A 24,053-nucleotide genomic window follows, 5' to 3' on the forward strand; every position below is an offset into this window, starting at 1 on the left:
AGGGTCGCTCCGGGCGTTGGGCGCGCGCGCCGCCGACCACGACGAAGCCGGCCCGGCGCGGGCCGCAGTGTCAGCCCGCCCGAGCGCCGGGGGCTATCCCCCGCCTGGGTTGGCGAGTTGATTCAGCACGGCTCGCGCGTGGCGCAATCGCGGCACAGGCAGGCTGCACCGCGCTGCGCCGGCGGCAACACGTCGAGTACGGCCGGCGCGATGCGCAACGAGGCGCACCAGCAGGCCGACTCGAAGCTGCCGCTGGCGGCGGGCGCGCAGCCGTTCGGCCCGCCGCACACGGGGCAGGCATAGGCCGGCAGCGGCGCCTTCAGGCCACCACCGCGACCGGGATGTTGGCGATCTTGGCCTGCCATTCGGCCGGGCCGGTGTTGTGGACGCTGGTGCCCGCGGCATCGACCGCCACCGTGACCGGCATGTCGACCACCTCGAACTCGTAGATGGCCTCCATGCCGAGGTCGGCGAAACCGACCACCTTGGCGGTCTTGACCGCCTTGCTCACCAGGTAGGCCGCGCCGCCGACCGCCATCAGGTAGGCGCTCTTGTGCTTCTTGATGGCCTCGATGCCGGTCGGTCCACGCTCGGCCTTGCCGATCATCGCGATCAGGCCGGTCTGGGCCAGCATCATCTCGGTGAACTTGTCCATCCGCGTCGCGGTGGTCGGGCCGGCCGGGCCCACCACCTCGTCGCGCACCGGGTCGACCGGGCCGACGTAGTAGATGACGCGGTTGCTGAAGTCCACCGGCAGTTGCTCGCCCTTGGCCAGCATGTCCTGGATGCGCTTGTGGGCGGCGTCGCGGCCGGTCAGCATCTTGCCGTTGAGCAGCAGCGTGTCGCCCGGCTTCCAACTGGCCACCTCGTCGCGGGTCAGCGTGTCGAGGTTGACGCGCTTGCTCTTGTTGTAGTCGGGCGCCCAGTGCACGTCGGGCCAGAGGTCCAGGCTCGGCGCCTCGAGGTAGCTCGGCCCGGAACCGTCGAGCACGAAGTGCGCATGGCGCGTCGCGGCGCAGTTCGGGATCATCGCCACCGGCTTGCCGGCGGCGTGGGTCGGGTAGGTCGCGATCTTGACGTCGAGCACCGTGGTCAGGCCGCCCAGGCCCTGGGCGCCGATGCCGAGCGCGTTGATCTTCTGGTACAGCTCGATGCGCAGTTCCTCGAACTTGTCCTTGGGACCGCGCTCCAGCAACTCGTGCATGTCGATGTCTTCCATCAAGGCTTCCTTGGCCAGCAGCATCGCCTTCTCGGCGGTGCCGCCGATGCCGATGCCGAGCATGCCCGGCGGGCACCAGCCGGCGCCCATCGTCGGCACCGTCTTCAGCACCCAGTCGACCAGCGAATCGCTCGGATTCATCATCACGAACTTGCTCTTGTTCTCCGAGCCGCCGCCCTTGGCGGCGACCGTCACGTCGACCGTGCTGCCCGGCACCACGTTCATGTGGATCACCGCCGGCGTGTTGTCGCCGGTGTTCTTGCGGGCGAAATGCGGGTCGGCCACGATGCTGGCGCGCAGCTTGTTGTCGGCGAAGTTGTAGGCCCGGCGCACGCCCTCGTTGGCGGCGTCCTCGATCGAGCCCGGGAAGCCCTCCCAGCGCACGTCCATGCCGATCTTGAGGAAGACGTTGACGATGCCGGTGTCCTGGCAGACCGGCCGTTTGCCCTCGGCGCTCATGCGGCTGTTGGTGAGGATCTGCGCGATCGCGTCCTTCGCCGCCGGGCTCTGCTCGCGCTCGTAGGCGCGGGCCAGGTGGGCGATGTAGTCGGCCGGGTGGTAGTAGCTGATGTACTGCAGCGCGGCGGCAATGGATTCGACGAAGTCGGCGTAGCGGATGGTGCTCATGGCGGGACGCCGGCGCGGCGTGTGGCTGGAGGACAGGGGAAACCAGAAGTTTAGCCAGCCCCGCGCGGCAGCGGGCATCATCGCGGCCAAGCCACCGATGCCCGCGCTGCCTGAATGACCGAACTGTTGTTGCCGCTCGTCGTCCTGTTGCCGTTGCTGCCGGGCGTGCTGCTCACGGCATGGGCCGGTCGCAGGCGGGTGGCGGGTGCGCTGCCGGCGTGGATCGCCGCGGCGGTGACGCTGGCGGCGCTGGCGATCCTGCTGTCGCTCGCCCCCGAGGTCTTTGCGGGCCGCACGCTGCTCGCGCACCGGGACTGGGTGCCGGAGCTCGGCCTGAGCTTCGGCCTACGCCTGGACGGACTGGCACTGCTGTTCGGCCTGCTGATCACCGGCATCGGTGCGCTCGTGGTGCTCTACGGCCAGTACTACCTGGGCCCGGACGATCCGCGCGGCAAGTTCTACGCGCTGCTGATGCTGTTCATGGCGGCGATGCTCGGCGTCGTGCTGGCCGACAACCTGCTCCTGCTGGTCGTGTTCTGGGAGCTGACCAGCATCAGCTCCTTCCTGCTGGTGGGCTACTGGGGCCACAAGGCCGAGGCGCGCGCCGGCGCGCGCATGGCGCTCGCGGTCACCGGCGGCGGCGGCCTCGCACTGCTCGCCGGCGTGGTGCTGCTGGGCCAGATCGGCGGCAGCTACGAGCTCTCGGAGCTGCTCGGCCGCGGCGACGTCGTGCGTGCGCACCCGCTGTACCCGGCCGCGCTGTGCCTGATCCTGCTCGGCTGCTTCACCAAGAGCGCGCAGTGGCCGTTCCACTTCTGGCTGCCCGAAGCGATGGCGGCGCCGACGCCCGCGTCGGCCTACCTGCACTCGGCGACGATGGTCAAGGCCGGCGTGTTCCTCATCGCGCGGCTGTATCCGGTGCTCGGCGGCAGCCTGCTGTTCGAGGTGATCGTCGCCGGCACCGGCCTGCTGACGCTGGCCTTCGCCGCCTACATCGCGGTCTACCGCCACGACCTCAAGGGCCTGCTGGCCTACTCGACGATCAGCCATCTGGGCCTGATCGTCTTCCTGCTCGGCCTGGATTCGCCGCTGTCGGCGGTGGCGGCGGTGTTCCACGTCATCAACCACGCGACCTTCAAGGCCAGCCTGTTCATGACCGCCGGCATCATCGACCACGAGACCGGCACCCGCGACATGCGCCAGCTCTCGGGGCTGTTGAGGTACATGCCCTGGACTGCGACGCTGGCGATGGTGGCGGCGGCCTCGATGGCCGGCGTGCCGCTGTTCAACGGCTTCCTGTCCAAGGAAATGTTCTTCGCCGAGGCACTAGCCGCGGTCCATGCGGGCTGGGGCTGGATCGTGCCGGTGGTGGCCACCTTCGCCGGGGCCTGCTCGGTGGCCTACTCGGCGCGCTTCGTGCACGACGTGTTCTTCAACGGCGAGCTGGGCGATCTGCCCAGGCCGCATCCGCACGAACCTCCGTTGTTCATGAAGCTGCCGGTGGCGTTGCTGGTCGGCCTGTGCATCCTGGTCGGGGTGCTGCCGGCGCTGACGGTCGGTCCGCTGGTGCAGGTAGCGGCCGACGCCGTGCTCGGCGCGCCGGCACCGCGGGTGCGCCTGGCGCTCTGGCACGGCTTCAACCTGCCGCTGGTGATGAGCCTGATCGCCACCGTCAGCGGCCTTGCGCTGTACTGGGCGCTGCAGCGCCGTTTCGATCTCCATCTGCACCATCCGCGTGGGCTCACCGGCCGGCTGTTGTTCACGCACGCGGTCGATCACCTGTTCGGCCTGGCCGGGCGTGTCACCGCACGCCTCGAGAACGGCTCGCTGCAGCGCTACGCGGCCCTGATGCTGGCGGCGGCACTCGTCGTCGGCGGCTGGCCGCTGCTCGGCGCCGACCTGGGCACCGGCGCTCGCGCGCTGACGCCGGTCACGCCGCTGGCGCTGGCGCTGTGGCTGCTGCTCCTGGCGTGCGGCGCGGCGCTGCTGCGCTGGCACCGACAGCGCTTCACCGCGGTGGTGCTGGTCGGCGTGATCGGGCTCGTCGCGGCGCTGGCCTTTGCCAGCCTGTCGGCGCCCGACCTGGCGCTGACCCAGCTCGCGGTCGAGGTGATTTCCGCGGTGCTGCTGATGCTCGGCCTGGCCCTGCTGCCGACGGTCGCGCCGCGCGAATCGAGTGCGCTGCGCCGCACTCGCGACGCGCTGCTGGCGCTGGCCGGCGGCGGCGCCATCGGCTGGCTCGCCTGGCTGGTGATGACGCGCGAGCACGACTCGATCTCCTGGTTCTTCCTGCAGAACGCACTGCCACAGGGTGGCGGCAACAACGTGGTCAACGTGATCCTGGTCGACTTCCGCGGCTTCGACACCTTCGGCGAGATCACGGTGCTGGCGATCGCCGGCATCGGCGCGCTGGCGATGCTCGACGGGCTGCGACTGCGCCGACCTGCGCTCGACGAGGCGAACCGGCCATGGCGCTTCGCGACCCATCCGCTGCTGCTGCGCGCGCTGGCGCGGCTGGTGCTGCCGCTGGCACTGGTGTTCTCGCTGCACCTGTTCTGGCGTGGCCACAACCTCCCCGGCGGCGGCTTCGTCGCCGGCCTGATCACCGCGGCGGCGCTGGTGCTGCAGTACATGGCGCTCGGCCAGGCGCGGGCGGACGCCATCCTGCACGCCGCCGGCGGGCGCCGCTTCACCGCCTGGGTCGGCAGCGGGCTGCTGGTGGCCGCGCTGACCGGAGCCGGCGCGATGGCCTTCGGCGAACCCTTCCTGACCAGCGCCTTCGGCCATCCGGTGGTGCCGCTGCTGGGCGAACTGGCGCTGGCCAGCGCGGCGCTGTTCGACCTGGGCGTCTATCTGACCGTGGTCGGGGCGACGCTGCTGGCGCTGTCGGTGCTCGGCGCGGTCAGCAGGACGCCGGCGACGATGGAGGCCAGCGCCAGATGAGCCTCGAGTTCCTCATCGCCACCGGCATCGGCTGGGTCAGTGCCTGCGGCATCTACCTGTTGCTGCGCGGGCGCAGCTTCAGCGTCGTGCTCGGCCTCACGCTGCTCGGCTACGCGGTCAACGTCTTCATCTTCGCGATGGGGCGGCTGTGGCTCGACGCGGCGCCGATCGTCGGCGCCGGCGCGCGCATGGCCGACCCGCTGCCACAGGCGCTGGTGCTGACCGCGATCGTGATCGGCTTCGCGACCACCGGCTTCCTGATCGAGCTGGCGCTGCGCGCCCGCCACGAAACCGGCACCGACCAGGTCGACGGCCACGAGGAGGGGCCTCGATGAGCGGCGCCCTGGCCAACCACCTGCCGGTCGTGCCGGTGCTGCTGCCGGCCTTCACCGCGATCGCGCTGCTGCTGCTCGGCGACCACGGCGGTACGCCGCAGGGTGGCCACGGCCACCGCCGGCTGCGCTGGGCGCGCTGGCTGTCGCTGGCCTCGGTGACGCTCGGCCTGCTGGTCGCTGTGCAACTGGCGCGCGCGGCCGCCGCCGGCGAGCTGATGGCCTACCCGCTCGGCCACTGGCCGGCACCCTTCGGCATCGTGCTGGTGGTCGACCGGCTCGCCGCCTGGATGCTGGTGCTGAGCGCCTGCGTCGCGCTGCCGGTGCTGCTCTACGCGAGCGGCGGCTGGGATGCGCACGGGCGCCACTTCCACGCGCTGTTCCAGTTCCAGCTGATGGGGCTCAACGGCGCCTTCCTGACCGGCGACCTGTTCAACCTCTTCGTCTTTTTCGAGGTGCTGCTGATCGCCTCCTACGTGCTGCTGCTGCACGGCCAGGGGCGCGAGCGCTTCCGGGTCGGCATCGCCTACGTCGCGCTCAACCTGCTCGGCTCGGCGCTGTTCCTGGTCGGTGCCGCGCTGGTCTATGCCAGCACCGGCACGCTCAACTTCGCGGAGCTGGCGTTGCGCGTGCCGCAGCTCGGCGCGGCCGACGCGGCGCTGCTGCAGGTGGCTGCCGGCGTGCTGCTGGTGGTGTTCGGCTTCAAGGCGGCGCTGGTGCCGCTCGGCCTGTGGCTGCCGGCCACCTATGCCGCGGCCTGTGCGCCGGTGGCCGCGCTGTTCTCGATCATGACCAAGGTCGGCGTCTACGCGATCCTGCGCTTTCACGGTGTGATCCTCGGTCCGGAGGCCGGTGCCAGCGCGCTGCTGATGCAGCCCTGGCTGCTGCCGCTGGCGCTGGCCACCAGCGTGCTCGGCGTGCTGGGCGCGCTCGCGGCGCACACGCTGCCGCGCCTGGTGGCGTGGCTGACCGTGGTCTCGGTCGGCACCATCCTGGCCGCGCTCGGCCTGTTCAGTGCTGCGGCCTGGTCGGCCACGCTGTACTACCTGGCGCACAGCACGCTGGTGATTGCTGGCCTGTTCATGCTGGTCGAACTGGTGGCCGCACAGCGTGGCGACGCCGCCGAGCGGCTGGTGCCGGGCTCGGCGGTGGCGCAGCCGGCACTGCTCGGGCTGCTGATGCTGATGGCCGCCGGCTCGGTGGCCGGGCTTCCCCCGCTGCCGGGCTTCATCGGCAAGCTGATGCTGCTGCAGTCGGCCAGCGGCCATCCGTGGCAGGTCGCGGTGTGGAGCGTGGTGCTGGGCGTCGGCTTCCTCACGCTGCTAGGCCTGGCCCGAGCCGGCAGCATCCTGTTCTGGAGCGTGGGCGGCGAGCCGGTGGCGGCCTCGGCCGGTGCCAGTCCGCGCCTGCTGATGGCGACGATCGCGCCGCTGCTGGCCGGCGTGGCGCTGAGCTTCTGCGCCGAACCGCTGAAACGCTACACCGACGCCACCGCGCTGCAACTGCTCGACCGCGAGGCCTACGGCCGGGCCGTGCTCGGCACGGCACCGGCGCCGACGCTGCGGCCCTACCGCGGGGAACCGGCGGGAGCAGGTCGATGAAGGACAAGTCGCGCGGCTGGCTGCCCTATCCGGTGCTGAGCCTGCTCATCGCCGCGATGTGGCTGCTGCTGCAGCACAGCCTGGCCCTGCCACAGCTGATCACGGCCGCGCTGCTCGGTCTGGTTCTGCCGCGCCTGCTCAGCGGCTTCCTGCCGCAAGGCTCGCCGCTGCGCCGGTCGGCGCCGCCGTGGCGGCTGGGCTGGGCACTGGTGCGGCTGGTCTCGACCGTGCTGCGCGACATCGTGGTGTCGAACTTCGTGGTCGCGCGGCTCGTGCTGTCACCGTGGCGCAAACCTCATCCGCAATGGGTCGTCGTGCCGCTGGCGCTGCGCGGCGAGCGCGCGATCAGCCTGCTGGCCACCATCATCACCACCACGCCCGGCACCGTGTCCTGCGTGGTCGACGAGGCTCGCCATGCGATCCTCGTCCACGCCCTCGACTGCGAAGACGCCGCCGCGCTGGTGGCCGAGATCCGCACCCGCTACGAGGCACCGCTGAAGGAGATCTTCGAATGATCGAATGGGCATTGGGCTTTGCCATGGTCTGCGTGACGCTGGCGCTGCTGCTCGGCGGCTGGCGCCTGCTGCGCGGGCCCGACGCGACGGACCGTGTGCTGGCGCTCGACACGCTCTACATCAACGTCGTGGCACTCGTGATCCTGCTTGGCGTACGGTTGCGCTCGGACCTGCTGTTCGAGGCGGCGCTGATCGTCGCGATGCTGGGCTTCGTCTCGACGGTGGCGCTGGCGCGCTACCTGAGTCGCGGCAACGCCGTGGAGTGAGGACGGGACCATGATTGCGAGCACCTTCCTGTTCCTTTTGCTTGGCGGCGAGATCGTCATCGCGCTCTTGCTGGTGCTCGGCGGCCTGTTCACGCTGATCGGCTCGCTCGGCCTGCTGCGCTTCGAGGATTTCTTCATGCGCCTGCACGCGCCGACCAAGGCCACCACGCTCGGTGTCGGCGGCCTGCTGCTGGCGAGCCTGATGACGTCCTGGCTCGACGGCCGTTTCGGGCTGGCCGCACTGCTGATCACCCTGTTCCTGTTCCTGAGCGCCCCGGTGTCGGCCAACCTGATGGCGCAGGCGGCGCTGCATCGGCGCCTGGCGTCGAAGGCGCCATTGCCGGAGTCGCTGGCGCGCGACTGAGGCCGAGTCAGTCCGGCAGATCGAAGAGCCGGATCACCGTCGGGCCGAAGCGGGCACGCCAGGCGGCCTCGTTGTGTTCGGCTTGCGGCTCCAGCACGAGCTGCTGCCCGCGCGTCGCCGGCGCCTGCGCGAGCAGGGCCTGCATGCGCCTGACGTCGGTGATCGGCTCGCTGCCCTCGCGTCCGCCCATGGTGAGCTCGACCCGCGCCGTGGCCGGCAGCGGATGCTCGCGCACGTAGTCGTAGATCGCCGGCGCGACCCAGTAGGCTGGCGAGAACACACCCGCCTTGCCAAAGACCTGCGGGTGACGGTGGATCGCGTAGTGCGAGATCAGGCCGCCGAGCGAACTGCCGATGATCGCGGTCGACGCCGGCTCGGGGCGCGTGCGGTAGCGCGCGTCGATGAAGGGCTTGACGACCTCGACCACGAAGTCGAGGTAGGCCTCGCCCTCGCCGCGGCCGAAGCGTGGGTGGTCCCAAGGGTTCAGCTCGGTCGTGCGCCTGTCGCCGCCGTGGTCGATGCCGACCACGATGGCCTCGAAGCCCTTGCTGCGCGCCAGCTCGTCCAGCGTCTCATCGACGCCCCATTCACCGGCGAAGGAGGTGGCGGCGTCGAACAGGTTCTGCCCGTCGTGCATGTAGATCACGGGGTAGCGCCGTTGACCCTGCGCATACGACGGTGGCAGGTAGATGCGCAGCGTGCGATCGCGGCCGAGCGGGGCGATCCTCAGCGGCGGCGCGAGCACGCTGACGCCGGGTCGGGCCGAGGGGCTGTCGCCGGCGGAAGCCGGCGCAACACCGGCGCAGACCAGCAGCGCGATCAGCGCGTTCGCGGCGAGGGCGCGCAAGGCCCCGCTCAGTGCCCGCCTGCCGCGGGTGGGCGGGCAGGATGCGGCATGAGGCGGTCAGCGCCGGCAATCGCCAGCGCCGAGAAGAGGAAGGTGATGTGGATCAGCGTCTGCCACATCAGCACCTTCTCGTCGTAGTTGGCGGCATTGATGAAGGTCTTCAGCAGATGGATCGAACTGATGCCGATGATCGCGGTGGCCAGCTTGACCTTGAGCACCGAGGCGTTCACATGGCTCAGCCACTCGGGCTGGTCGGGGTGGTTCTCCAGCCGCAGCCGCGATACAAACGTCTCGTAGCCGCCGACGATGACCATGATCAGCAGGTTGCTGATCATCACCACGTCGATCAGCGCCAGAACCACCAGCATGACCACCGTCTCGTTGAGCGAGTTCACGGCGGCTTCGGACTTGTAGCCGCTGCTCGCCACCAGGGTCTGGATGGCCGCCTGGTTGCCGAAGGCGGCTTCGATCAGGTGAACCAGTTCGACCCAGAACAGGTAAACATAGACGCCCTGGGCCAGGATCAGGCCCAGGTACAGCGGCAACTGCAGCCAGCGGCTGGCAAAAATCAGGTTGGACAGCGGGCGCATGCCCGCGGGCATGGGGTGGTCGAGGTTGTTTGGCATGGGAGGGCGGTCGAGGGAATGTCCGGTTGCGGCGAATTCTAGGTGGGGTGCATGTTGCAGCGGCTGCGTCAGGCGATAGTAAGAGGCTGCAGTGACAGTGCGAGGGCGCAGGCACAGACCCGAGCGCCCACCAGCAAAGAGGAGACATCCAGATGAGCGAGCAGAACCACGAACTCAAGGTCTATGCCCCGCCCGCCGCTCTTGCGGCCGGAGCCCATGTGTCGGGCATGGCGGCCTATCTCAAGCTGGCGGCCGAGGCCGAGGCCGACTACGAGGGCTACTGGGGCCGGCTGGCGCGCGAATTCGTCAGCTGGAAGAAGCCCTTCACCAAGGTGCTCGACGAGAGCAATGCGCCTTTCTTCAAGTGGTTCGAGGACGGCACGCTCAACGTCTCCTACAACTGCCTCGACCGCAATGTCGAGCGCGGCCTTGGCGACAAGACCGCGATCATCTTCGAGGCCGATGATGGTGCGGTCACGAAGGTCAGTTACGCCGAGTTGCTGGCGCGGACCTGCCGCCTGGCCAACGGCCTGCGCTCGCTCGGCGTCAAGAAGGGCGACCGGGTCGTCATCTACATGTCGATGGGCATCGAGGGCGTGGTCGCGATGCAGGCCTGCGCCCGCATCGGTGCCACCCACTCGGTGGTCTTCGGCGGCTTCTCGGCGCAGAGCCTGCGCGACCGCATCGAGGACGCCGGCGCGGTGCTGGTGATCACGGCCGACGAGCAGGCCCGCGGCGGCAAGGCGCTGCCGCTCAAGAGCATCGTCGACGAGGCGCTCGCGCTCGGTGGCTGCGATTCGATTCGCAACGTCATCGTCTACCAGCGCACCGGCGGCAAGGTCGCTTTGAACGCGCCGCGCGACCTGTGGCTGCACGAACTCACCTATGACCGCCCGACCACCTGCGAACCCGAATGGGTCTCGGCCGAGCATCCGCTGTTCCTGCTCTACACCTCGGGTTCGACCGGCAAGCCCAAGGGCGTGCAGCATTCGACCGGCGGCTACCTGCTGCACGCGGCGCTGACCACCAAGTGGACCTTCGACCTGAAGGACGACGATGTGTTCTGGTGCACCGCCGACATCGGCTGGGTCACAGGCCACACCTACATCACCTACGGACCGCTGGCCTGCGGCGGCACCGAGATCGTGTTCGAAGGCGTTCCGACCTACCCCGACGCGGCCCGCTTCTGGAAGACGATCGAGAAGCACAAGGTCACGATCTTCTACACCGCGCCGACCGCGATCCGCTCGCTGATCAAGGCCGCCGAGACCAACCCGGCGACCCATCCGAAGCACAGCGACCTGTCGAGCCTGCGCATCCTCGGCTCGGTCGGCGAGCCGATCAACCCGGCGGCCTGGGAGTGGTACCACGCCAACGTGGGCGGCGGCCGCTGCCCGATCGTCGACACCTGGTGGCAGACCGAGACCGGCGGCCACATGATCACGCCGCTGCCGGGCGCCACGCCGCTGGTGCCGGGTTCGTGCACGCTGCCGTTCCCCGGCATCACCGCGGCGATCGTCGACGAACTGGGCGAGGACGTGCCGAACGGGCAGGGCGGGATCCTCGTCGTCAAGAAGCCGTGGCCGAGCATGATCCGCACGATCTACGGCGATCCCGAGCGCTTCAAGAAGAGCTACTACCCGCCAGAGCTCAAGGGCTACTACCTGGCCGGAGACGGCGCCAGCCGCGATGCCGAGCGTGGCTACTTCACGATCACCGGCCGCATCGACGACGTGCTCAACGTCTCGGGCCACCGGATGGGCACGATGGAGATCGAGAGCGCGCTGGTGGCGCACACCGACCTGGTGGCCGAGGCGGCGGTGGTCGGCCGGCCCGACGACACCACCGGCGAGGCGATCTGCGCCTTCGTCGTGCTCAAGCGTTCGCGCCCGACCGGCGAGGAGGCCAAGGCCATCGCCAAGGAGCTGCGCGACTGGGTCGCCAAGGAGATCGGCCCGATAGCCAAGCCCAAGGACATACGCTTCGGCGACAACCTGCCCAAGACCCGCAGCGGCAAGATCATGCGGCGCCTGCTGCGCCAGGTCGCCAAGGGCGAGGCGGTGACGCAGGACATCTCGACGCTCGAGAACCCGGCGATCCTCGAGCAGCTCGCGCAGACGAACTGAGGCCGCGCTCCGGGCGCCCAAGAAAAGGCCCGCCTAGGCGGGCCTTTTTTCATGCCGGTGGGGCTCTACTTCAGCCCGAGGATCCAGCCGACCAGCTGCTTGGCTTCGGCCTCGCTGACCTGCGGATTGGCCGGCATCGGCAGTTGGCCCCAGGTACCGACACCACCCTTGACGACTTTCTGTGCGAGCCGGTCGGCGGCATCCTTCTGGCCCGCGTACTTGGCGGCGATGTCCTTGAAGGACGGGCCGATCACCTTCTTGTCCACCTGGTGGCAGCTCATGCAGTTCTTCTTCTGCGCGAGCTCGGAACTGGCAAGGGCAGGCGCCGCGGCCCCCATGGCAACGGCGAGCAGGAACAGCGGCAGGCGCAGATTCATGGAATCCTTCCTTCTGACCCGAGGGGTCATCGAGTAAAGTGCTTCGAGACATTCTATTGATCGGCGACACAGGCGAAGGCTCGATGCTGCTTGCGTCGTCGAAGAGGGCTTCGAGACATGTGGTTCATTGTGCTGGGCGTGCTGCTCCTGCTGCTCAAGCTGGTCGACGTTGGCCCGCCCGGTGCCTGGTCGTGGTGGGTGATCCTGTCGCCATTCGGCGTGGCCGCCGCGTGGTGGTGGTGGGCCGATGCGACCGGCTTCACCAAGCGCGCCGAGATGCGCAAGATGGACGAGCGCAAGAACGAGCGCCGTCGGCGCAACATGGTCGCCCTGGGCATCGATCCGCGCTCGCACGAAAAGCTGAACAAGCGTGCCGCCCAGTACAAGGCGATGCAGAGCAAGCAGGAAGAATCGATCGAGCGCAAGCGTACGGCCGAGCGCAAGAAGCAGCACGACTCGATCATTCACAGCCGCATCGACAGCGCGGTCAGCCGCGTCGACGGCGAAGACACCAAGCGCTGAGTGCCGCGGCTCCAAGCCCGCCTGCGCGGGCTTGGACGGCACGAAGGACGCGAGCTCTGCGAGCGGCATGAGCCGAAGGTGAGCGCAGCGAGTGCCGCGGCTCCAGGCCCGCAGCTGCGAGCCTGGACAGCGCGAACGCCGCGACTCGTCGCGGCCACTACTCTCAGCGGTCCTCGAAACGGTCGAGCACCGCGCCGGTGCTGGCGCTCGAGGCATTGAACGCGAACTTGGCCAGAACCCCGCGCGTGTAGCGCGGCTTGGGCGCGGTCCAGGCGGCGCGCCGACGTGCCAGTTCGGCGTCGCTGACCTCGAGTTGCAGCAGCAGGCGATGGGCATCGATCGTGATCGTGTCGCCCTCCTGCACCAGCGCGATCGGGCCACCGGCAGCCGCTTCCGGCGCCACGTGGCCGACCACCATGCCCCAGGTGCCGCCGGAGAAGCGACCGTCGGTGATCAGGCCGACGCTTTCACCGAGGCCCTGGCCGATCAGCGCGCCGGTGGGGGCGAGCATTTCCGGCATGCCGGGCGCGCCCTTGGGGCCGAGGTAGCGCAGCACCATCACGTCGCCGGCGACGATCTGCTTGGCCATGATCGCGGCGAGCGCCGATTGCTCGTCGTCGAAGACCCGCGCCGGTCCACTCATGACCGGGTTCTTCAGGCCGGTGATCTTGGCCACGCAGCCTTCGCTGGAGAGGTTGCCGCGCAGGATCGCCAGATGGCCCTGGGCGTAGATCGGCTGCGCGACGGCGCGGATCACGTCCTGGTCGGTGCGCAGCGGCGGCACCTCGGCCAGGTTCTCGGCCACCGTCTTGCCGGTGATCGTGATGCAGTCGCCGTGCAGCAGGCCGGCGTCGAGCAGCAGCTTCATCACCTGCGGAATGCCGCCGGCGCGGTGCAGGTCGACCGCAAGGTACCTGCCGCTGGGCTTGAGGTCGCACAGCACCGGGATCTTCTTGCGCATGCGCTCGAAGTCGTCGATGGTCCACTCGACCTCGGCCGCGTGGGCGATGGCCAGGAAGTGCAGCACCGCGTTGGTCGAGCCGCCGGTGGCCATGATCACCGCGACCGCGTTCTCGATGCTCTTGCGGGTCACGATGTCGCGCGGCTTGAGGTCGTTGCGGATGGCCTCGACCAGGAACCGCGCCGCCTCGGCGGTGCGGGCCACGATCTCGTCCTCGACGTTGGCCATCGTCGACGAGCCGGGCAGGGCGACGCCGAGCGCCTCGAAGGCCGAGCTCATGGTGTTGGCGGTGTACATGCCGCCGCAGGAGCCGCTGCCGGGGATCGCGCGGCGCTCGATCTGGCAGAAATCCTCTTCGCTCATGTTGCCGGCGCTGAACTGGCCGACGGCCTCGAAGACGCTGACGATGTTGAGGTCCTGGCCCTTGTACTTGCCGGGCAGGATCGTGCCGCCGTAGACGTAGACCGCCGGCACGTTGGCGCGCAGCATGCCGATCAGGCCGCCCGGCATGTTCTTGTCGCAGCCGCCGATGACGAGCACGCCGTCCATCCACTGACCGCCGACGCAGGTCTCGATGCAGTCCGAGATCACCTCGCGCGAGACCAGGCTGTACTTCATGCCCTCGGTCCCCATCGCCATGCCGTCGCTGATGGTCGGGGTACCGAAGATCTGCGGGTTGGCGCCGGCCGCCTTGAGTCCCTCGACGGCGGCATCGGCCAGCCGCTGCAGGCCCGAGTTGCAGGGCGTGATCGTGCTGTGGCCGTTGGCGACGCCGACCATCGGCTTGCCGAAGTCGCTCTCCTGGTAGCCCATGCCGTAGTACATCGAGCGGTTCGGGGCGCGGGCGACGCCCTCGGTGATGTGGCTCGAGCGGCGGTTGAGAGAGTTGCTCATGGCGGTCCTTGAACGTGCGGATTCAGGGCCGAAGTATCGGAGCCGCCGCCGACCGGCGTCCAATCGCATCGGCTGGCGACTCTGATAAGTTCGGCTGATGGAAACGACGAGTTCGAGTGCCTCGCCGGAATTGCGGGGCTGGCGCCATTTCATGCTGCTGGCCGAGACGCTGCACTACGGCCGCGCCGCGCAGCGGCTTCACATCACGCAGCCGGCGCTGACGCAGTCGATCCTGCAGCTCGAGGCGAGGGTCGGCGAGCGGCTCTTCGAGCGCGGCCGCCGCGGCGTAGCGCTGAGCGTGGCCGGCGCGGCACTGGTCGAGCCGGTGCGCTCGCTGCTGGCCGCCGCGGCGGCGCTGCCGGCGGCCGCCCGCGAGGCCGCGGCCGGCAGCGTCGGACGGCTGCGGCTCGCCTTTGTCTCGACCATCGGCTTCGGCCCGCTGCCTGGCTGGCTGCGTGGCTTCCGGCAAGCGCAACCCGGGGTCGGCGTCGAACTGATCGAGGCCACCGCCGACGTGCAGTTGCGCGCCTTCGAGCGCGGCGAGCTCGATGCCGGCTTCGTGCTGCACGCGCCCGAAGCGCCGCCGGCCGGGCTGGCCTCGATGGCGGTGCTCGACGAGGCGCTGTGGCTGGCGCTGCCTGAGGCTCATCCGCTGGCCGCCAGCGCGCGGCTGGCGCCGGCCGCGGTGCTGTCCGAGCCGCTGGTGCTGTTTCCGCGGGCCATCGCGCCCTCGCTGTTCGACACCGTGCTGGCGCTCTACCAGCGCCACGGCCTGCAGCCAACCGTCGCGCAGCAGGCGATCCAGATGCAGACCATCGTCAACCTGGTCTCGGCCGGGCTCGGCCTGGCCTGGGTGCCGGCGACGATCGGCGCATTGCAGCGGCCCGGTGTGGTCTATCGGCCGGCGCCGCGGGCGCTGGAGGTGCGGGTCCGGACCAGTCTGGTCTGGCGTGCCGAGCCTTTACCGCCGCCGGCGCTGGCACGCTTCATCGACTTCGTACGTGCCCACCCGGCGCCGACGCCGCGCCGCTCGGCTGCCGTGTGACGCGGCGAGAATCCCGTCCCATGCTGACCCATCCGCAATACAACCCGATCGCGATCGACCTGCACTCGATCGGCATTCCCTTTGGCGTCCACTGGTACGGCCTGATGTACCTGGTGGCCTTCGTGCTCTTCCTGCTGCTGGCCCGGCTGCGCGTCTCGCGGCCGCCCTACGTGGAACTCGGCTGGACCCCGCGCGACATCGAGGACCTGCTGTTCTACGGCGTGCTCGGCGTCATCCTCGGTGGCCGACTCGGCTATGTGATCTTCTACAAGCCCGCGCATTTCCTCGCCCATCCGCTCGAGATCTTCGCCGTCTGGCAGGGCGGCATGGCCTTCCATGGCGGCTTGCTGGGCGTGATCGCCGCGCTCTGGCTGTTCGGCCGCACCCGCAAGCGACCCTTCCTCGAAGTGGCCGACGTGGTCGCGCCCTGCGCGCCGCTGGGCCTGGCGGCCGGGCGCATGGGCAACTTCATCAACGGCGAGTTGTGGGGGCGCGCCGCCGATCCGGCCTTGCCCTGGGCGATGGTGTTTCCGCAGGCACGCGACGGCATCGCGCGGCACCCCTCGCAGCTCTACCAGTTCGCGCTCGAGGGCGTGCTGCTGTTTGCGCTGCTCTGGTGGTATGGCCGCAAGCCGCGCGCGACCGGCCGCGTGGCGGCCTTGTTCATGATCGGCTATGGCTGCCTGCGCTTCACGGCGGAGTGGTTCCGCGAGCCCGACAGCTTCCTCGGCCTGCTCGGCCTGGGCCTGAGTATGGGCCAGTGGCTGAGCCTGCCGATGGTGGCGATCGGCCTGTGGGTGTGGTTCCGGGCGGGGCGCAACAGCACCGGCACGGTGCGCACGCGCACCGCCTGACCCGCGGCCATGAAAAAACCCTCCCGGCTTGCACCGGGAGGGTGGGGAAAGGGCCTAGGCCCTGCTGAGGAGATGGCAACCCGAACCAAGGCTCGAGTGGCCATGAAAGATGTATCAAGTTCCGTGCCACCGGCGGCTCGGGGCCGCGGCGCACGGCATCAGAGGCGGTGGCTGCGGTCGAGGGCGCCGCTGATCGTGCGGCGGAACCAGCTCAGCGAATTGCCGAACAGCGAATCGGGCGCGCCAACCTCCTGCTCGCGCAGCACCTGGCGCTCGCCGAGCATGTCGAGGAAGGCGATGACGGCAGGTCGGGCCAGGCCGCTCTCGTTGGTGAGTTGGGCCACGGACGCAAAACGCTGCGACATCAGGTGCAGCATCCGGCGGTAGGCGGTGCGGTGGTAGACCGGCGGCAGGTCGGGCCAGCCGGAGAGCTTGTAGTGCTTCATGGTCCCAACGGGGGTGCCTCGGTTGAGCGTGGCGACGACTGAAGTCGTTCTATGGGACGCCAGAGTAGCGCGCGACCGTGACGGCCGAAAGACCGGTCAGCCCTGAGTTCGTGACGGTTGCAACGGCTGAAGTGTGACAAGCTGAAAGTTGATGTACCGCCGGTTGCTGGCAGCCGGGGCCGCGGCCGGGCTCCTGCGACAACGGCGCTGTCTACACTCGCCGCATGCTGATCCTGGGCTTTGAATCTTCCTGCGACGAGACCGGCGTGGCGCTGGTCGACGCCGGCGGCACCGCGCCGCCGCGCCTGCTGGCGCACGCGCTGCACAGCCAGGTGCAGATGCACGAGGCCTACGGTGGCGTGGTGCCCGAGCTTGCCTCGCGCGACCACGTTCGGCGCGTGTTGCCGCTGACACGGCAGGTGCTGACCGAGGCCGAGCGTACGCTGGCCGAGGTCGACCTGGTCGCCTTCACCCGCGGACCCGGCCTGGCCGGCGCGCTGCTGGTTGGCAGTGCCGCGGCGAGCGCGCTGGCGCTGGCGCTCAACCGGCCGGTGGTCGGCGTGCACCACCTTGAAGGACATCTGCTGTCGCCGTTCCTGTCGACCGATCCGCCCGAGTTTCCGTTCGTCGCGTTGCTGGTGTCGGGTGGTCATACCCAGTTGATGCGGGTCGACGGTGTCGGCCGCTACGAATTGCTCGGCGAGACCATCGACGATGCCGCCGGCGAGGCCTTCGACAAGAGCGCCAAGCTGCTCGGGCTGGGCTACCCGGGCGGGCCGGCGCTGGCGCGGCTGGCCGAGTTCGGCGACGCGCAGGCCTTCAAGCTGCCGCGGCCACTGCTGCACAGCGGCGACCTGGACTTCTCGTTCTCCGGGCTCAAGACGGCGGTGCGGGTGCAACTCGGCAAGCTCGGCAGCAATGTCTGCGAGCAGGGCCGCGCCGACCTGGCCGCCTCGACCCAGGCCGCGATCGTCGACGTGCTGGTCGCCAAGTCGATGGCAGCACTCAAGGCCAGCGGCCTGCGGCGGCTGGTGGTGGCCGGCGGTGTCGGCGCCAATCTGCGACTGCGCGCGCTGCTCGACGAGAAGTGCGCGCGGCGTGGCGTGCGCGTGCACTACCCCGAACTCGCGCTGTGCACCGACAACGGCGCGATGATCGCGCTGGCCGCGGCGATGCGGGTGCAGGCCGGACTGGCGCGGCCGCAGGCGGCCGGCGCCTTCGACGTGCTGCCGCGCTGGCCGCTGGCCGAGCTCTGTTGAGCCTGGCCAGAGGGCCGATCAGCCGATGCTCAGCTCGGTCGCGCCGGGCAGCGCCTTCTTGACCAGGTCCAGCACCAGCACGCCGTTGTCGAAGCGGGCGCTCGAGGCCTGCTCGTCGAGTTCGCGTGGCAGGCTGAAGCGGCGTTCGAAGCGGGCCGTCCCGCGCTCGGTCAGCAGGACGCGACTGGCGACTTGCGCCGGCTCGGTGCTCTCTGCGGATTCGGACTTCGGCGCAGCCTTCACGGCGGCCTCGATCGAGACGCGCTTGCCGATGATCGAGACCTTGATGTCTTCCTTGGCGACGCCGGGCAATTCGGCGCTCAGCGTGTAGCCGGCCTCGGTTTCGACGAGATCGACGGCCGGCAGGCGCGGCGCGCCGGTGCGCACGCCGTCCAGGAAGCGGTCGAAGCCGCTGTCGAACAGGCGGTCGACGGCACGGTTGAAGTCGCCGAGCGAAGCGGCGCGGTGGGAGCGGGTCACGGGCATCACGAACATGGTGTCTTCCTTGGGTCCGGTGCTGGCGGCGCCCCTTGCGCCACCCATGACCCGCATCTGGGACTGGTGGCCGCCGATTCAAGAGCCGGCGGCGAATCGTCGGGTCGCGCTATAATGCCCGGCTCTGCAGTCAAACGACCGCAGGGATTCGCACGGCATGGGTCGGTTTCACCCGTGACCGCAAGTCGCAACGACGAAACCGCTAGTTGCCCATCGTGGTGGCCTGTGGTTCGTCCCTGATCTCCCACAGGAAACACATGACCACCGTCACGATCAACAAGACCGAAGTCGTCCAGGCCAATGCCCGCGCCGCTAACGACACCGGCAGCCCCGAAGTCCAGGTCGCGCTGCTGACCGCACGCATCAACCACCTGACGCCGCACTTCAAGGCCAACGCCAAGGACCACCACGGCCGTCGCGGCCTGTTGCGCATGGTGAGCCGCCGCCGCAAGCTGCTGGACTACCTGCGTGCCAAGGACGCCGACCGCTACACCGCGCTGATCGCCAAGCTGGGCCTGCGCAAGTAATTTGCCCATGAACACGAAGAGCCTGTCTGGTTGCTGCCAGCACAGGCTCTTTGTCTTTGGAGTTCGGCCAATCAATGGGTCGGAAGATGTGTCATTCCAAGGCCGGCGCGTGAATCGCGCCCTGCAAGCGCCCGCCCTGGAATGGCATCCCGCACCAGACGCTGACTCCCGGTTCGCCCCGCGCCGTTCCTGCGGGCCAACGCGATGAGTACGCCGCGCGTACCGAACGCTTTCAACGGAGACACTCCATGAGCCTGTTCAACAAAGTCACCAAGAGCTTCACGTGGGGCCAGCATCAGGTCGTGCTCGAGACCGGTGAGATCGCCCGCCAGTCGGGCGGCGCCGTCGTCGTCGACATCGAAGGCACCGTCGTGCTCGCCACCGTGGTCGCGCGCACCGAGGCCAAGCCGGGCCAGGACTTCTTTCCGCTGACCGTCGACTACATCGAGAAGACCTACGCCGCCGGCAAGATCCCCGGCAGCTTCTTCAAGCGCGAAGGCCGCCCGAGCGAGCTCGAGACGCTGACCAGCCGCCTGATCGACCGCCCGCTGCGTCCGCTGTTCCCGGAAGGCTTCTTCAATGAAGTCCAGGTCGTGGTGCACGTGCTTTCGCTGAACCCCGAGGTCTCGGCCGACATCGCCGCGCTGATCGGTTCGAGCGCCGCGCTGGCCATCTCGGGCATCCCGTTCAACGGCCCGATCGGTGCCGCTCGCGTGGGCTACATCAACGGCGAGTACGTGCTGAACCCGGGCAAGACCCAGCTCACCGAGTCGAAGATGGATCTGATCGTCGCCGGCACGCAAGCCGCCGTGCTGATGGTGGAGTCCGAAGCCGACCAACTCAGCGAAGAGGTCATGCTCGGCGGCGTGGTGTTCGGCCATGAGCAGGGCAACATCGCGATCGCCGCGATCAACGAACTGGTGCGTGACGCCGGCAAGCCGGCCTGGAACTGGCAGCCGCCGGCCAAGGACGAGGACTTCATCGCCAAGGTCAACGGCATTGCCGAAGACAAGCTGCGCGCCGCCTACCAGATCCGCTCCAAGCAGTCGCGCACGCAAGCCACGCGCGCCGCCTACGCCGAAGTCTTTGCCGCGCTGGGTGCCGATGGCGCCAGCTTCGACAAGGTCAAGGTCGAGGGCCTGCTGTTCGACATCGAAGCCAAGATCGTTCGCAGCCAGATCCTGGCCGGCGAGCCGCGCATCGACGGTCGCGACACGCGCACCGTGCGCGACATCGAGATCCGCAGCAGCGTGCTGCCGCGCACCCACGGCTCGGCGCTGTTCACGCGCGGCGAGACGCAGGCGCTGGTGATCGCCACGCTCGGCACCGACCGCGACGCGCAGCGCATCGACGCGCTGGCCGGCGAGTTCGAAGACCGCTTCATGATGCACTACAACATGCCCCCGTTCGCCACCGGCGAGACGGGCCGTGTTGGCAGCCCCAAGCGGCGCGAGATCGGCCACGGCCGACTCGCCAAGCGCGCGCTGATCCCGGTGCTGCCGCCGAAGGACGAGTTCGCCTACGCGATCCGCCTGGTCTCGGAGATCACCGAGAGCAACGGCTCCTCGTCGATGGCCTCGGTGTGCGGCGGCTGCCTCGCGCTGATGGACGCCGGCGTGCCGCTGAAGGCGCACGTGGCCGGCATCGCGATGGGCCTGATCAAGGACGGCAACCGCTTCGCGGTGCTGACCGACATCCTCGGCGACGAGGATCACCTCGGCGACATGGACTTCAAGGTCGCCGGCACCACCGGCGGCGTGACCGCGCTGCAGATGGACATCAAGATCCAGGGCATCACCAAGGAGATCATGCAGGTTGCGCTGGCGCAGGCCAAGGAAGCGCGCCTGCACATCCTCGGCAAGATGGTCGAGGCGATGGGCACGCCCAACACCGAAGTCTCGGAGTTCGCACCGCGTCTGTACACGATGAAGATCAACCCCGAGAAGATCCGTGACGTGATCGGCAAGGGCGGCGCGGTGATCCGTGCGCTGACCGAGGAAACCGGCACCACGATCGACATCGGCGAAGACGGCACCATCACGATCGCCTCGACCGACGGCGAGCGCGCCGCGCTGGCCAAGAAGCGCATCGAGGACATCACGGCCGAGGCCGTGATCGGCCAAGTCTACGAAGGCCCGGTCACCAAGATCCTCGACTTCGGTGCGCTGATCAACATCCTGCCGGGCAAGGACGGCCTGTTGCACATCAGCCAGATCGCGCACCAGCGCGTCGAGCGCGTCGAGGACTTCCTCAAGGAAGGCCAGGTCGTCAAGGTCAAGGTGCTCGAGACCGACGAGAAGGGCCGCATCAAGCTGTCGCTGAAGGCGCTGCTCGAGCGTCCCGAAGGCATGCCGGAAGACACCGGTGGTGGCTATGACCGTCCGCGTCGCGAAGGCGGCGACCGTGGCGGTTTCCGCGGCGATCGTGGCGACCGCGGCGGTGACCGTGGCGGCTATCGCGGTGGAGAGCGCGGCGACCGTGGTTCGCGCCCGGAGCGCACCGAACGCAACGACGCGCCGGCGACCGCCGAGGCTGCGCCGCAGGGCGACAACGGCTCGAACGAGCCGCAGCAGTCCTGATCGATGGGTGAGTCGGGGCGCGCGAGCGCCCTGGTTCTCGCAAGCATGCAAGCGATCGAGATCTCCCGCCCCGGCGGCCCCGAGGTACTGACGCCGGTCGAGCGACCGGCGCCGGTGCCTGCGGCCGGCGAGTTGCTGATCGAGGTCAGCGCGTCGGGCGTCAACCGTCCCGACGTGTTGCAGCGCCTCGGCGTCTACCCGCCGCCGCCGGGCGCCTCCGACCTGCCGGGTCTGGAGGTGGCCGGCCGCGTGATCGGCGGCAGTGCCGAGGCCTTGGCGCTGGCCAACGTCGCGATCGGCGACCGGGTCTGCGCATTGACCCATGGCGGTGGCTATGCGCAGCAATGCGTGGCGCCGGCCGGCCAGGTGCTGCCGGTGCCCAGGGGCCTGAGCGATGTCGAGGCCGCGAGCCTGCCGGAAACCTGTTTCACGGTCTGGATCAACGTCTTCGAGCGTGCTCGCCTGCAACCCGGCGAGACGCTGCTGGTGCAGGGCGGTGCCAGTGGCATCGGCGTGACCGCGATCCAGATTGCCAAGGCGCTGGGCTCGAAGGTGATCGTCACCACCGGCGACGACGAGAAGGGCCGGGCCTGCCTCGCGCTCGGTGCCGACCATGCGATCAACTACAAGACGCAGGACTTCGTGGCCGAGGCGAAGCGCCTGACCGCTGGCCGCGGCGTCGACGTGATCCTCGACATGGTGGCCGGCGACTACGTGGCGCGCGAGATCGAGGCCCTGGCCGACGATGGGCGTATCACGATCATCGCCGTGCAGGGCGGCGTCAAGGCCGGCTTCGATGCCGGCCAGTTGCTGCGGCGCCGGCTGAGCATCACCGGCTCGACGCTGCGCCCACGCACGGTGGAATACAAGGCGCAGATCGCGCGCGCGCTGCGCGAGCGGGTCTGGCCCCTGATCGAGGCCGGGCGTGTCAAGCCGGCGATCCATGCCACCTTCCCGGCGGCGCAGGCTTCTGCGGCGCATGCGCTGATGGAGTCCGGCAAGCATGTCGGCAAGATCGTGCTGAGCTGGTGAACGGAGCCAAGCAGATGACTCAATCGCGTCGAACCCTGGTCGTCGGCAACTGGAAGATGCACGGCAGCCATGCCGCCAACGAGCAGCTGCTCGAGGCGCTCAAGGCGGCCGGGCCGCTGCCGGCCGATGCCGCCGTCTGCGTGCCGTTTCCCTACCTGGCGCAGGCCGCCGAGCGGCTGGCGCGCACCGCCTTCGCCTGGGGCGCGCAAGACTGCTCGCAGCACGAGCAGGGCGCCTACACCGGCGAGGTCTCGGCGCCGATGCTGGCCGACTTCGGCTGCCGCTACGTGATCGTCGGCCACTCCGAGCGCCGCGCGCTTCATGCCGAGTCCGACCAGTTGGTGGCCGACAAGGCCAAGGCCGCGCTCGCGAAGGGCATCACGCCGATCGTCTGCGTCGGCGAGACGCTGGCCCAGCGCGAAGCCGGCGAGACCGAGGCCGTGGTCAAGCGGCAGCTGTCGGCGGTGATCCACACGCTGGCCCATTGCGCCGGCGAGATGGTCGTTGCCTACGAGCCGGTGTGGGCGATCGGCACCGGTCGCACCGCCAGCCCCGAACAGGCGCAGCAGGTTCATGCATTGCTGCGCGCGCAACTGGCCGCGGCCACGCCGCGCGCGGCACAGATGCAGATCCTCTACGGCGGCAGCGTCAAGCCGGACAACGCGGTCGAACTCTTCGCGAAGGCCGACATCGACGGCGGCCTGATCGGCGGCGCCTCGCTGAAGGCGGCCGACTTCCTCGCGATCTGCCGCGCGGCGCGGGTCTGAGCCCGATCGCCGCGGCCAACCCAACATCAACTATCAAGCTTCCTGGAGTCCTTTGAAATGCAGTTTCTGACCACCCTCGTTCTCGTCGTGCAGATGCTCTCCGCGGTGGCGATGATCGGCCTCGTGCTGGTGCAACACGGCAAGGGCGCCGACATGGGCGCCTCCTTCGGTAGCGGTGCCTCGGGCAGCCTGTTCGGCGCCACCGGCAGCGCCAACTTCCTGTCGCGCACGACCGCGGTCTGCGCCGGCATCTTCTTCGTCAGCACGCTGGCGCTGGGCTACCTGGCCACGCACCGCGATGCCGGTGCCGGCTCGAGCATCCTCGAGCGTGCGGCACCCGCCGCCTCGGCAGCAAGTGCCGCGATCGCGACGCAGATTCCCGGCGCTGCACCGGCTGCCAGCGCGGTGTTGACGCCGGCGCCTGCGGCTTCGGGCGCCGACCAGATTCCGACGCGTTGAAGTTGCGCGATTCCAATGGCGCAGTGCACCAAAATGTTGGATCGGCACTTCGTTTGACGCTAGAATCTCTGGCTGTTCGGTGAGCCATTCCTCAAGCCAGCCGAACAGTATTTCCGAGCCTGCGATGTTCGAGCACGAAGCGAGCATCACGGCCACCGGAGCCGTCGTGGTGAAATTGGTAGACACGCTATCTTGAGGGGGTAGTGGCGAAAGCTGTGCGAGTTCGAGTCTCGCCGACGGCACCAACGAATTGATGAACGTGGATCGGGCGCCAAATGGCCCCGGTCCAGCGCCCTGACAGCAATGAACAGGGGACCGGGCGCGCTGCAAGTGCGACGGGGTCGCAAGGTGGACCCGGTTGTGCCAGCGC

The 24,053-nt window shown here is 69.2% G+C and carries 24 protein-coding genes and 1 tRNA gene; 17 read left to right on the plus strand and 8 right to left on the minus strand.

What is annotated here, in order from left to right; translation table 11 throughout:
- Positions 1 to 122: 122 nt before the first annotated feature.
- A complete protein-coding gene (locus EV670_RS15940; protein WP_130433978.1) occupies positions 123 to 365 on the minus strand; it encodes a cysteine-rich CWC family protein in 243 nt (80 codons plus the stop codon).
- On the minus strand, positions 320 to 1,846 hold the full coding sequence (locus EV670_RS15945; RefSeq protein ID WP_130433980.1) for a fumarate hydratase: 1,527 nt from the start codon (positions 1,844 to 1,846) through the stop codon (positions 320 to 322). The genes EV670_RS15940 and EV670_RS15945 overlap by 46 nt, the downstream gene beginning before the upstream one ends.
- A 114-nt stretch (positions 1,847 to 1,960) precedes the next feature.
- On the opposite strand from EV670_RS15945, the gene EV670_RS15950 reads away from it, so the two are divergent.
- From EV670_RS15950 to EV670_RS15975, 6 genes are read left to right on the plus strand one after another with little or no spacing between them, the layout of a single operon-like run.
- Positions 1,961 to 4,789, plus strand: a complete 2,829-nt coding sequence (locus EV670_RS15950) for a monovalent cation/H+ antiporter subunit A (protein WP_130433982.1) — start codon at positions 1,961 to 1,963, stop codon at positions 4,787 to 4,789.
- Complete coding sequence (locus EV670_RS15955; protein ID WP_130433984.1) at positions 4,786 to 5,124, plus strand: Na+/H+ antiporter subunit C; 339 nt, start codon at positions 4,786 to 4,788, stop codon at positions 5,122 to 5,124. Before EV670_RS15950 ends, EV670_RS15955 begins: the two co-directional genes overlap by 4 nt.
- On the plus strand, positions 5,121 to 6,722 hold the full coding sequence (locus EV670_RS15960; protein WP_130433985.1) for a monovalent cation/H+ antiporter subunit D: 1,602 nt from the start codon (positions 5,121 to 5,123) through the stop codon (positions 6,720 to 6,722). The genes EV670_RS15955 and EV670_RS15960 overlap by 4 nt, the downstream gene beginning before the upstream one ends.
- Entirely contained in the window at positions 6,719 to 7,237 is a 519-nt protein-coding gene (locus EV670_RS15965) for a Na+/H+ antiporter subunit E (protein WP_130433987.1), read from the plus strand. The genes EV670_RS15960 and EV670_RS15965 overlap by 4 nt, the downstream gene beginning before the upstream one ends.
- Positions 7,234 to 7,503 carry a K+/H+ antiporter subunit F gene (locus tag EV670_RS15970; RefSeq protein WP_130433989.1) on the plus strand — a complete coding sequence of 90 codons (270 nt, stop codon included), beginning with the start codon at positions 7,234 to 7,236 and terminating at the stop codon, positions 7,501 to 7,503. The genes EV670_RS15965 and EV670_RS15970 overlap by 4 nt, the downstream gene beginning before the upstream one ends.
- 10 nt (positions 7,504 to 7,513) lie before the next feature.
- A complete protein-coding gene (locus EV670_RS15975; protein ID WP_130433991.1) occupies positions 7,514 to 7,867 on the plus strand; it encodes a Na+/H+ antiporter subunit G in 354 nt (117 codons plus the stop codon).
- A gap of 7 nt (positions 7,868 to 7,874) precedes the next feature.
- On the opposite strand, the gene EV670_RS15980 is transcribed toward EV670_RS15975, so the two are convergent.
- A complete protein-coding gene (locus tag EV670_RS15980) occupies positions 7,875 to 8,714 on the minus strand; it encodes an alpha/beta hydrolase (protein WP_165393344.1) in 840 nt (279 codons plus the stop codon).
- Between the two features lie 8 nt (positions 8,715 to 8,722).
- A complete protein-coding gene (locus tag EV670_RS15985) occupies positions 8,723 to 9,304 on the minus strand; it encodes a TIGR00645 family protein (RefSeq protein WP_130434443.1) in 582 nt (193 codons plus the stop codon).
- Between the two features lie 188 nt (positions 9,305 to 9,492).
- On the opposite strand from EV670_RS15985, the gene acs reads away from it, so the two are divergent.
- Entirely contained in the window at positions 9,493 to 11,466 is a 1,974-nt protein-coding gene (gene acs, locus EV670_RS15990; RefSeq protein ID WP_130433995.1) for an acetate--CoA ligase, read from the plus strand.
- 65 nt (positions 11,467 to 11,531) lie between these two features.
- Here the strand turns inward: acs and EV670_RS15995 are convergent, their stop codons facing one another.
- Entirely contained in the window at positions 11,532 to 11,843 is a 312-nt protein-coding gene (locus EV670_RS15995) for a c-type cytochrome (RefSeq protein ID WP_130433997.1), read from the minus strand.
- A gap of 117 nt (positions 11,844 to 11,960) precedes the next feature.
- Between EV670_RS15995 and EV670_RS19010 the strand changes: the two genes are divergently transcribed.
- Complete coding sequence (locus EV670_RS19010) at positions 11,961 to 12,365, plus strand: TIGR04438 family Trp-rich protein (RefSeq protein ID WP_130433999.1); 405 nt, start codon at positions 11,961 to 11,963, stop codon at positions 12,363 to 12,365.
- Positions 12,366 to 12,528: 163 nt separating this feature from the next.
- Here EV670_RS19010 and ilvD read toward each other — a convergent pair whose 3' ends face one another.
- On the minus strand, positions 12,529 to 14,220 hold the full coding sequence (gene ilvD / locus EV670_RS16005) for a dihydroxy-acid dehydratase (protein WP_130434001.1): 1,692 nt from the start codon (positions 14,218 to 14,220) through the stop codon (positions 12,529 to 12,531).
- A 97-nt stretch (positions 14,221 to 14,317) separates the two neighbouring features.
- Here ilvD and EV670_RS16010 point away from each other — a divergent pair, with 97 nt between their 5' ends.
- On the plus strand, positions 14,318 to 15,265 hold the full coding sequence (locus tag EV670_RS16010) for a LysR family transcriptional regulator (RefSeq protein ID WP_130434003.1): 948 nt from the start codon (positions 14,318 to 14,320) through the stop codon (positions 15,263 to 15,265).
- A 20-nt stretch (positions 15,266 to 15,285) separates the two neighbouring features.
- Positions 15,286 to 16,119 carry a prolipoprotein diacylglyceryl transferase gene (gene lgt / locus EV670_RS16015; RefSeq protein ID WP_130434005.1) on the plus strand — a complete coding sequence of 278 codons (834 nt, stop codon included), beginning with the start codon at positions 15,286 to 15,288 and terminating at the stop codon, positions 16,117 to 16,119.
- 158 nt (positions 16,120 to 16,277) lie between these two features.
- On the opposite strand, the gene EV670_RS16020 is transcribed toward lgt, so the two are convergent.
- Entirely contained in the window at positions 16,278 to 16,565 is a 288-nt protein-coding gene (locus tag EV670_RS16020; RefSeq protein ID WP_130434007.1) for a hypothetical protein, read from the minus strand.
- Positions 16,566 to 16,789: 224 nt separating this feature from the next.
- Here EV670_RS16020 and tsaD point away from each other — a divergent pair, with 224 nt between their 5' ends.
- Positions 16,790 to 17,824 carry a tRNA (adenosine(37)-N6)-threonylcarbamoyltransferase complex transferase subunit TsaD gene (gene tsaD, locus EV670_RS16025; protein ID WP_130434009.1) on the plus strand — a complete coding sequence of 345 codons (1,035 nt, stop codon included), beginning with the start codon at positions 16,790 to 16,792 and terminating at the stop codon, positions 17,822 to 17,824.
- Between the two features lie 18 nt (positions 17,825 to 17,842).
- Here the strand turns inward: tsaD and EV670_RS16030 are convergent, their stop codons facing one another.
- A complete protein-coding gene (locus EV670_RS16030) occupies positions 17,843 to 18,319 on the minus strand; it encodes an Hsp20/alpha crystallin family protein (protein WP_165393345.1) in 477 nt (158 codons plus the stop codon).
- A gap of 257 nt (positions 18,320 to 18,576) precedes the next feature.
- On the opposite strand from EV670_RS16030, the gene rpsO reads away from it, so the two are divergent.
- The 6 genes from rpsO to EV670_RS16060 all read left to right on the plus strand — a co-directional run bounded on the left by rpsO (position 18,577) and on the right by EV670_RS16060 (position 23,928).
- Positions 18,577 to 18,846 carry a 30S ribosomal protein S15 gene (gene rpsO, locus EV670_RS16035; protein ID WP_130434013.1) on the plus strand — a complete coding sequence of 90 codons (270 nt, stop codon included), beginning with the start codon at positions 18,577 to 18,579 and terminating at the stop codon, positions 18,844 to 18,846.
- Between the two features lie 248 nt (positions 18,847 to 19,094).
- Complete coding sequence (pnp, locus tag EV670_RS16040) at positions 19,095 to 21,425, plus strand: polyribonucleotide nucleotidyltransferase (protein ID WP_130434015.1); 2,331 nt, start codon at positions 19,095 to 19,097, stop codon at positions 21,423 to 21,425.
- A 45-nt stretch (positions 21,426 to 21,470) separates the two neighbouring features.
- Positions 21,471 to 22,457 carry an NAD(P)H-quinone oxidoreductase gene (locus tag EV670_RS16045; RefSeq protein WP_130434017.1) on the plus strand — a complete coding sequence of 329 codons (987 nt, stop codon included), beginning with the start codon at positions 21,471 to 21,473 and terminating at the stop codon, positions 22,455 to 22,457.
- A 14-nt stretch (positions 22,458 to 22,471) separates the two neighbouring features.
- Positions 22,472 to 23,224 carry a triose-phosphate isomerase gene (gene tpiA, locus EV670_RS16050; RefSeq protein WP_130434019.1) on the plus strand — a complete coding sequence of 251 codons (753 nt, stop codon included), beginning with the start codon at positions 22,472 to 22,474 and terminating at the stop codon, positions 23,222 to 23,224.
- Positions 23,225 to 23,281: 57 nt separating this feature from the next.
- Positions 23,282 to 23,683 carry a preprotein translocase subunit SecG gene (secG, locus tag EV670_RS16055; protein WP_130434021.1) on the plus strand — a complete coding sequence of 134 codons (402 nt, stop codon included), beginning with the start codon at positions 23,282 to 23,284 and terminating at the stop codon, positions 23,681 to 23,683.
- Between the two features lie 160 nt (positions 23,684 to 23,843).
- A tRNA-Leu gene (locus tag EV670_RS16060) sits at positions 23,844 to 23,928 on the plus strand.
- Positions 23,929 to 24,053: the final 125 nt, after the last annotated feature.

Origin of the sequence: Rivibacter subsaxonicus (genome assembly GCF_004217215.1) — a bacterium.
In the GTDB taxonomy this organism is placed as follows: domain Bacteria; phylum Pseudomonadota; class Gammaproteobacteria; order Burkholderiales; family Burkholderiaceae_C; genus Rivibacter; species Rivibacter subsaxonicus.

What these genes read in the sequence shown, in the direction of transcription:
- EV670_RS15955 (WP_130433984.1), top strand. Translation starts at nt 4,786, where the DNA reads ATGAGCCTCGAGTTCCTCATCGCCACCGGCATCGGCTGGGTCAGTGCC.
- EV670_RS15985 (WP_130434443.1), bottom strand. Translation starts at nt 9,304, where the DNA reads ATGCGCCCGCTGTCCAACCTGATTTTTGCCAGCCGCTGGCTGCAGTTG.
- EV670_RS15945 (WP_130433980.1), bottom strand. Translation starts at nt 1,846, where the DNA reads ATGAGCACCATCCGCTACGCCGACTTCGTCGAATCCATTGCCGCCGCG.
- secG (WP_130434021.1), top strand. Translation starts at nt 23,282, where the DNA reads ATGCAGTTTCTGACCACCCTCGTTCTCGTCGTGCAGATGCTCTCCGCG.
- ilvD (WP_130434001.1), bottom strand. Translation starts at nt 14,220, where the DNA reads ATGAGCAACTCTCTCAACCGCCGCTCGAGCCACATCACCGAGGGCGTC.
- EV670_RS15970 (WP_130433989.1), top strand. Translation starts at nt 7,234, where the DNA reads ATGATCGAATGGGCATTGGGCTTTGCCATGGTCTGCGTGACGCTGGCG.
- pnp (WP_130434015.1), top strand. Translation starts at nt 19,095, where the DNA reads ATGAGCCTGTTCAACAAAGTCACCAAGAGCTTCACGTGGGGCCAGCAT.
- EV670_RS15950 (WP_130433982.1), top strand. Translation starts at nt 1,961, where the DNA reads ATGACCGAACTGTTGTTGCCGCTCGTCGTCCTGTTGCCGTTGCTGCCG.
- EV670_RS15940 (WP_130433978.1), bottom strand. Translation starts at nt 365, where the DNA reads ATGGCAGGCCAAGATCGCCAACATCCCGGTCGCGGTGGTGGCCTGAAG.
- tsaD (WP_130434009.1), top strand. Translation starts at nt 16,790, where the DNA reads ATGCTGATCCTGGGCTTTGAATCTTCCTGCGACGAGACCGGCGTGGCG.
- EV670_RS16045 (WP_130434017.1), top strand. Translation starts at nt 21,471, where the DNA reads ATGCAAGCGATCGAGATCTCCCGCCCCGGCGGCCCCGAGGTACTGACG.
- acs (WP_130433995.1), top strand. Translation starts at nt 9,493, where the DNA reads ATGAGCGAGCAGAACCACGAACTCAAGGTCTATGCCCCGCCCGCCGCT.
- EV670_RS15965 (WP_130433987.1), top strand. Translation starts at nt 6,719, where the DNA reads ATGAAGGACAAGTCGCGCGGCTGGCTGCCCTATCCGGTGCTGAGCCTG.
- EV670_RS15960 (WP_130433985.1), top strand. Translation starts at nt 5,121, where the DNA reads ATGAGCGGCGCCCTGGCCAACCACCTGCCGGTCGTGCCGGTGCTGCTG.
- EV670_RS15995 (WP_130433997.1), bottom strand. Translation starts at nt 11,843, where the DNA reads ATGAATCTGCGCCTGCCGCTGTTCCTGCTCGCCGTTGCCATGGGGGCC.
- EV670_RS16010 (WP_130434003.1), top strand. Translation starts at nt 14,318, where the DNA reads ATGGAAACGACGAGTTCGAGTGCCTCGCCGGAATTGCGGGGCTGGCGC.
- tpiA (WP_130434019.1), top strand. Translation starts at nt 22,472, where the DNA reads ATGACTCAATCGCGTCGAACCCTGGTCGTCGGCAACTGGAAGATGCAC.
- lgt (WP_130434005.1), top strand. Translation starts at nt 15,286, where the DNA reads ATGCTGACCCATCCGCAATACAACCCGATCGCGATCGACCTGCACTCG.
- rpsO (WP_130434013.1), top strand. Translation starts at nt 18,577, where the DNA reads ATGACCACCGTCACGATCAACAAGACCGAAGTCGTCCAGGCCAATGCC.
- EV670_RS16030 (WP_165393345.1), bottom strand. Translation starts at nt 18,319, where the DNA reads ATGTTCGTGATGCCCGTGACCCGCTCCCACCGCGCCGCTTCGCTCGGC.
- EV670_RS19010 (WP_130433999.1), top strand. Translation starts at nt 11,961, where the DNA reads ATGTGGTTCATTGTGCTGGGCGTGCTGCTCCTGCTGCTCAAGCTGGTC.
- EV670_RS16020 (WP_130434007.1), bottom strand. Translation starts at nt 16,565, where the DNA reads ATGAAGCACTACAAGCTCTCCGGCTGGCCCGACCTGCCGCCGGTCTAC.
- EV670_RS15975 (WP_130433991.1), top strand. Translation starts at nt 7,514, where the DNA reads ATGATTGCGAGCACCTTCCTGTTCCTTTTGCTTGGCGGCGAGATCGTC.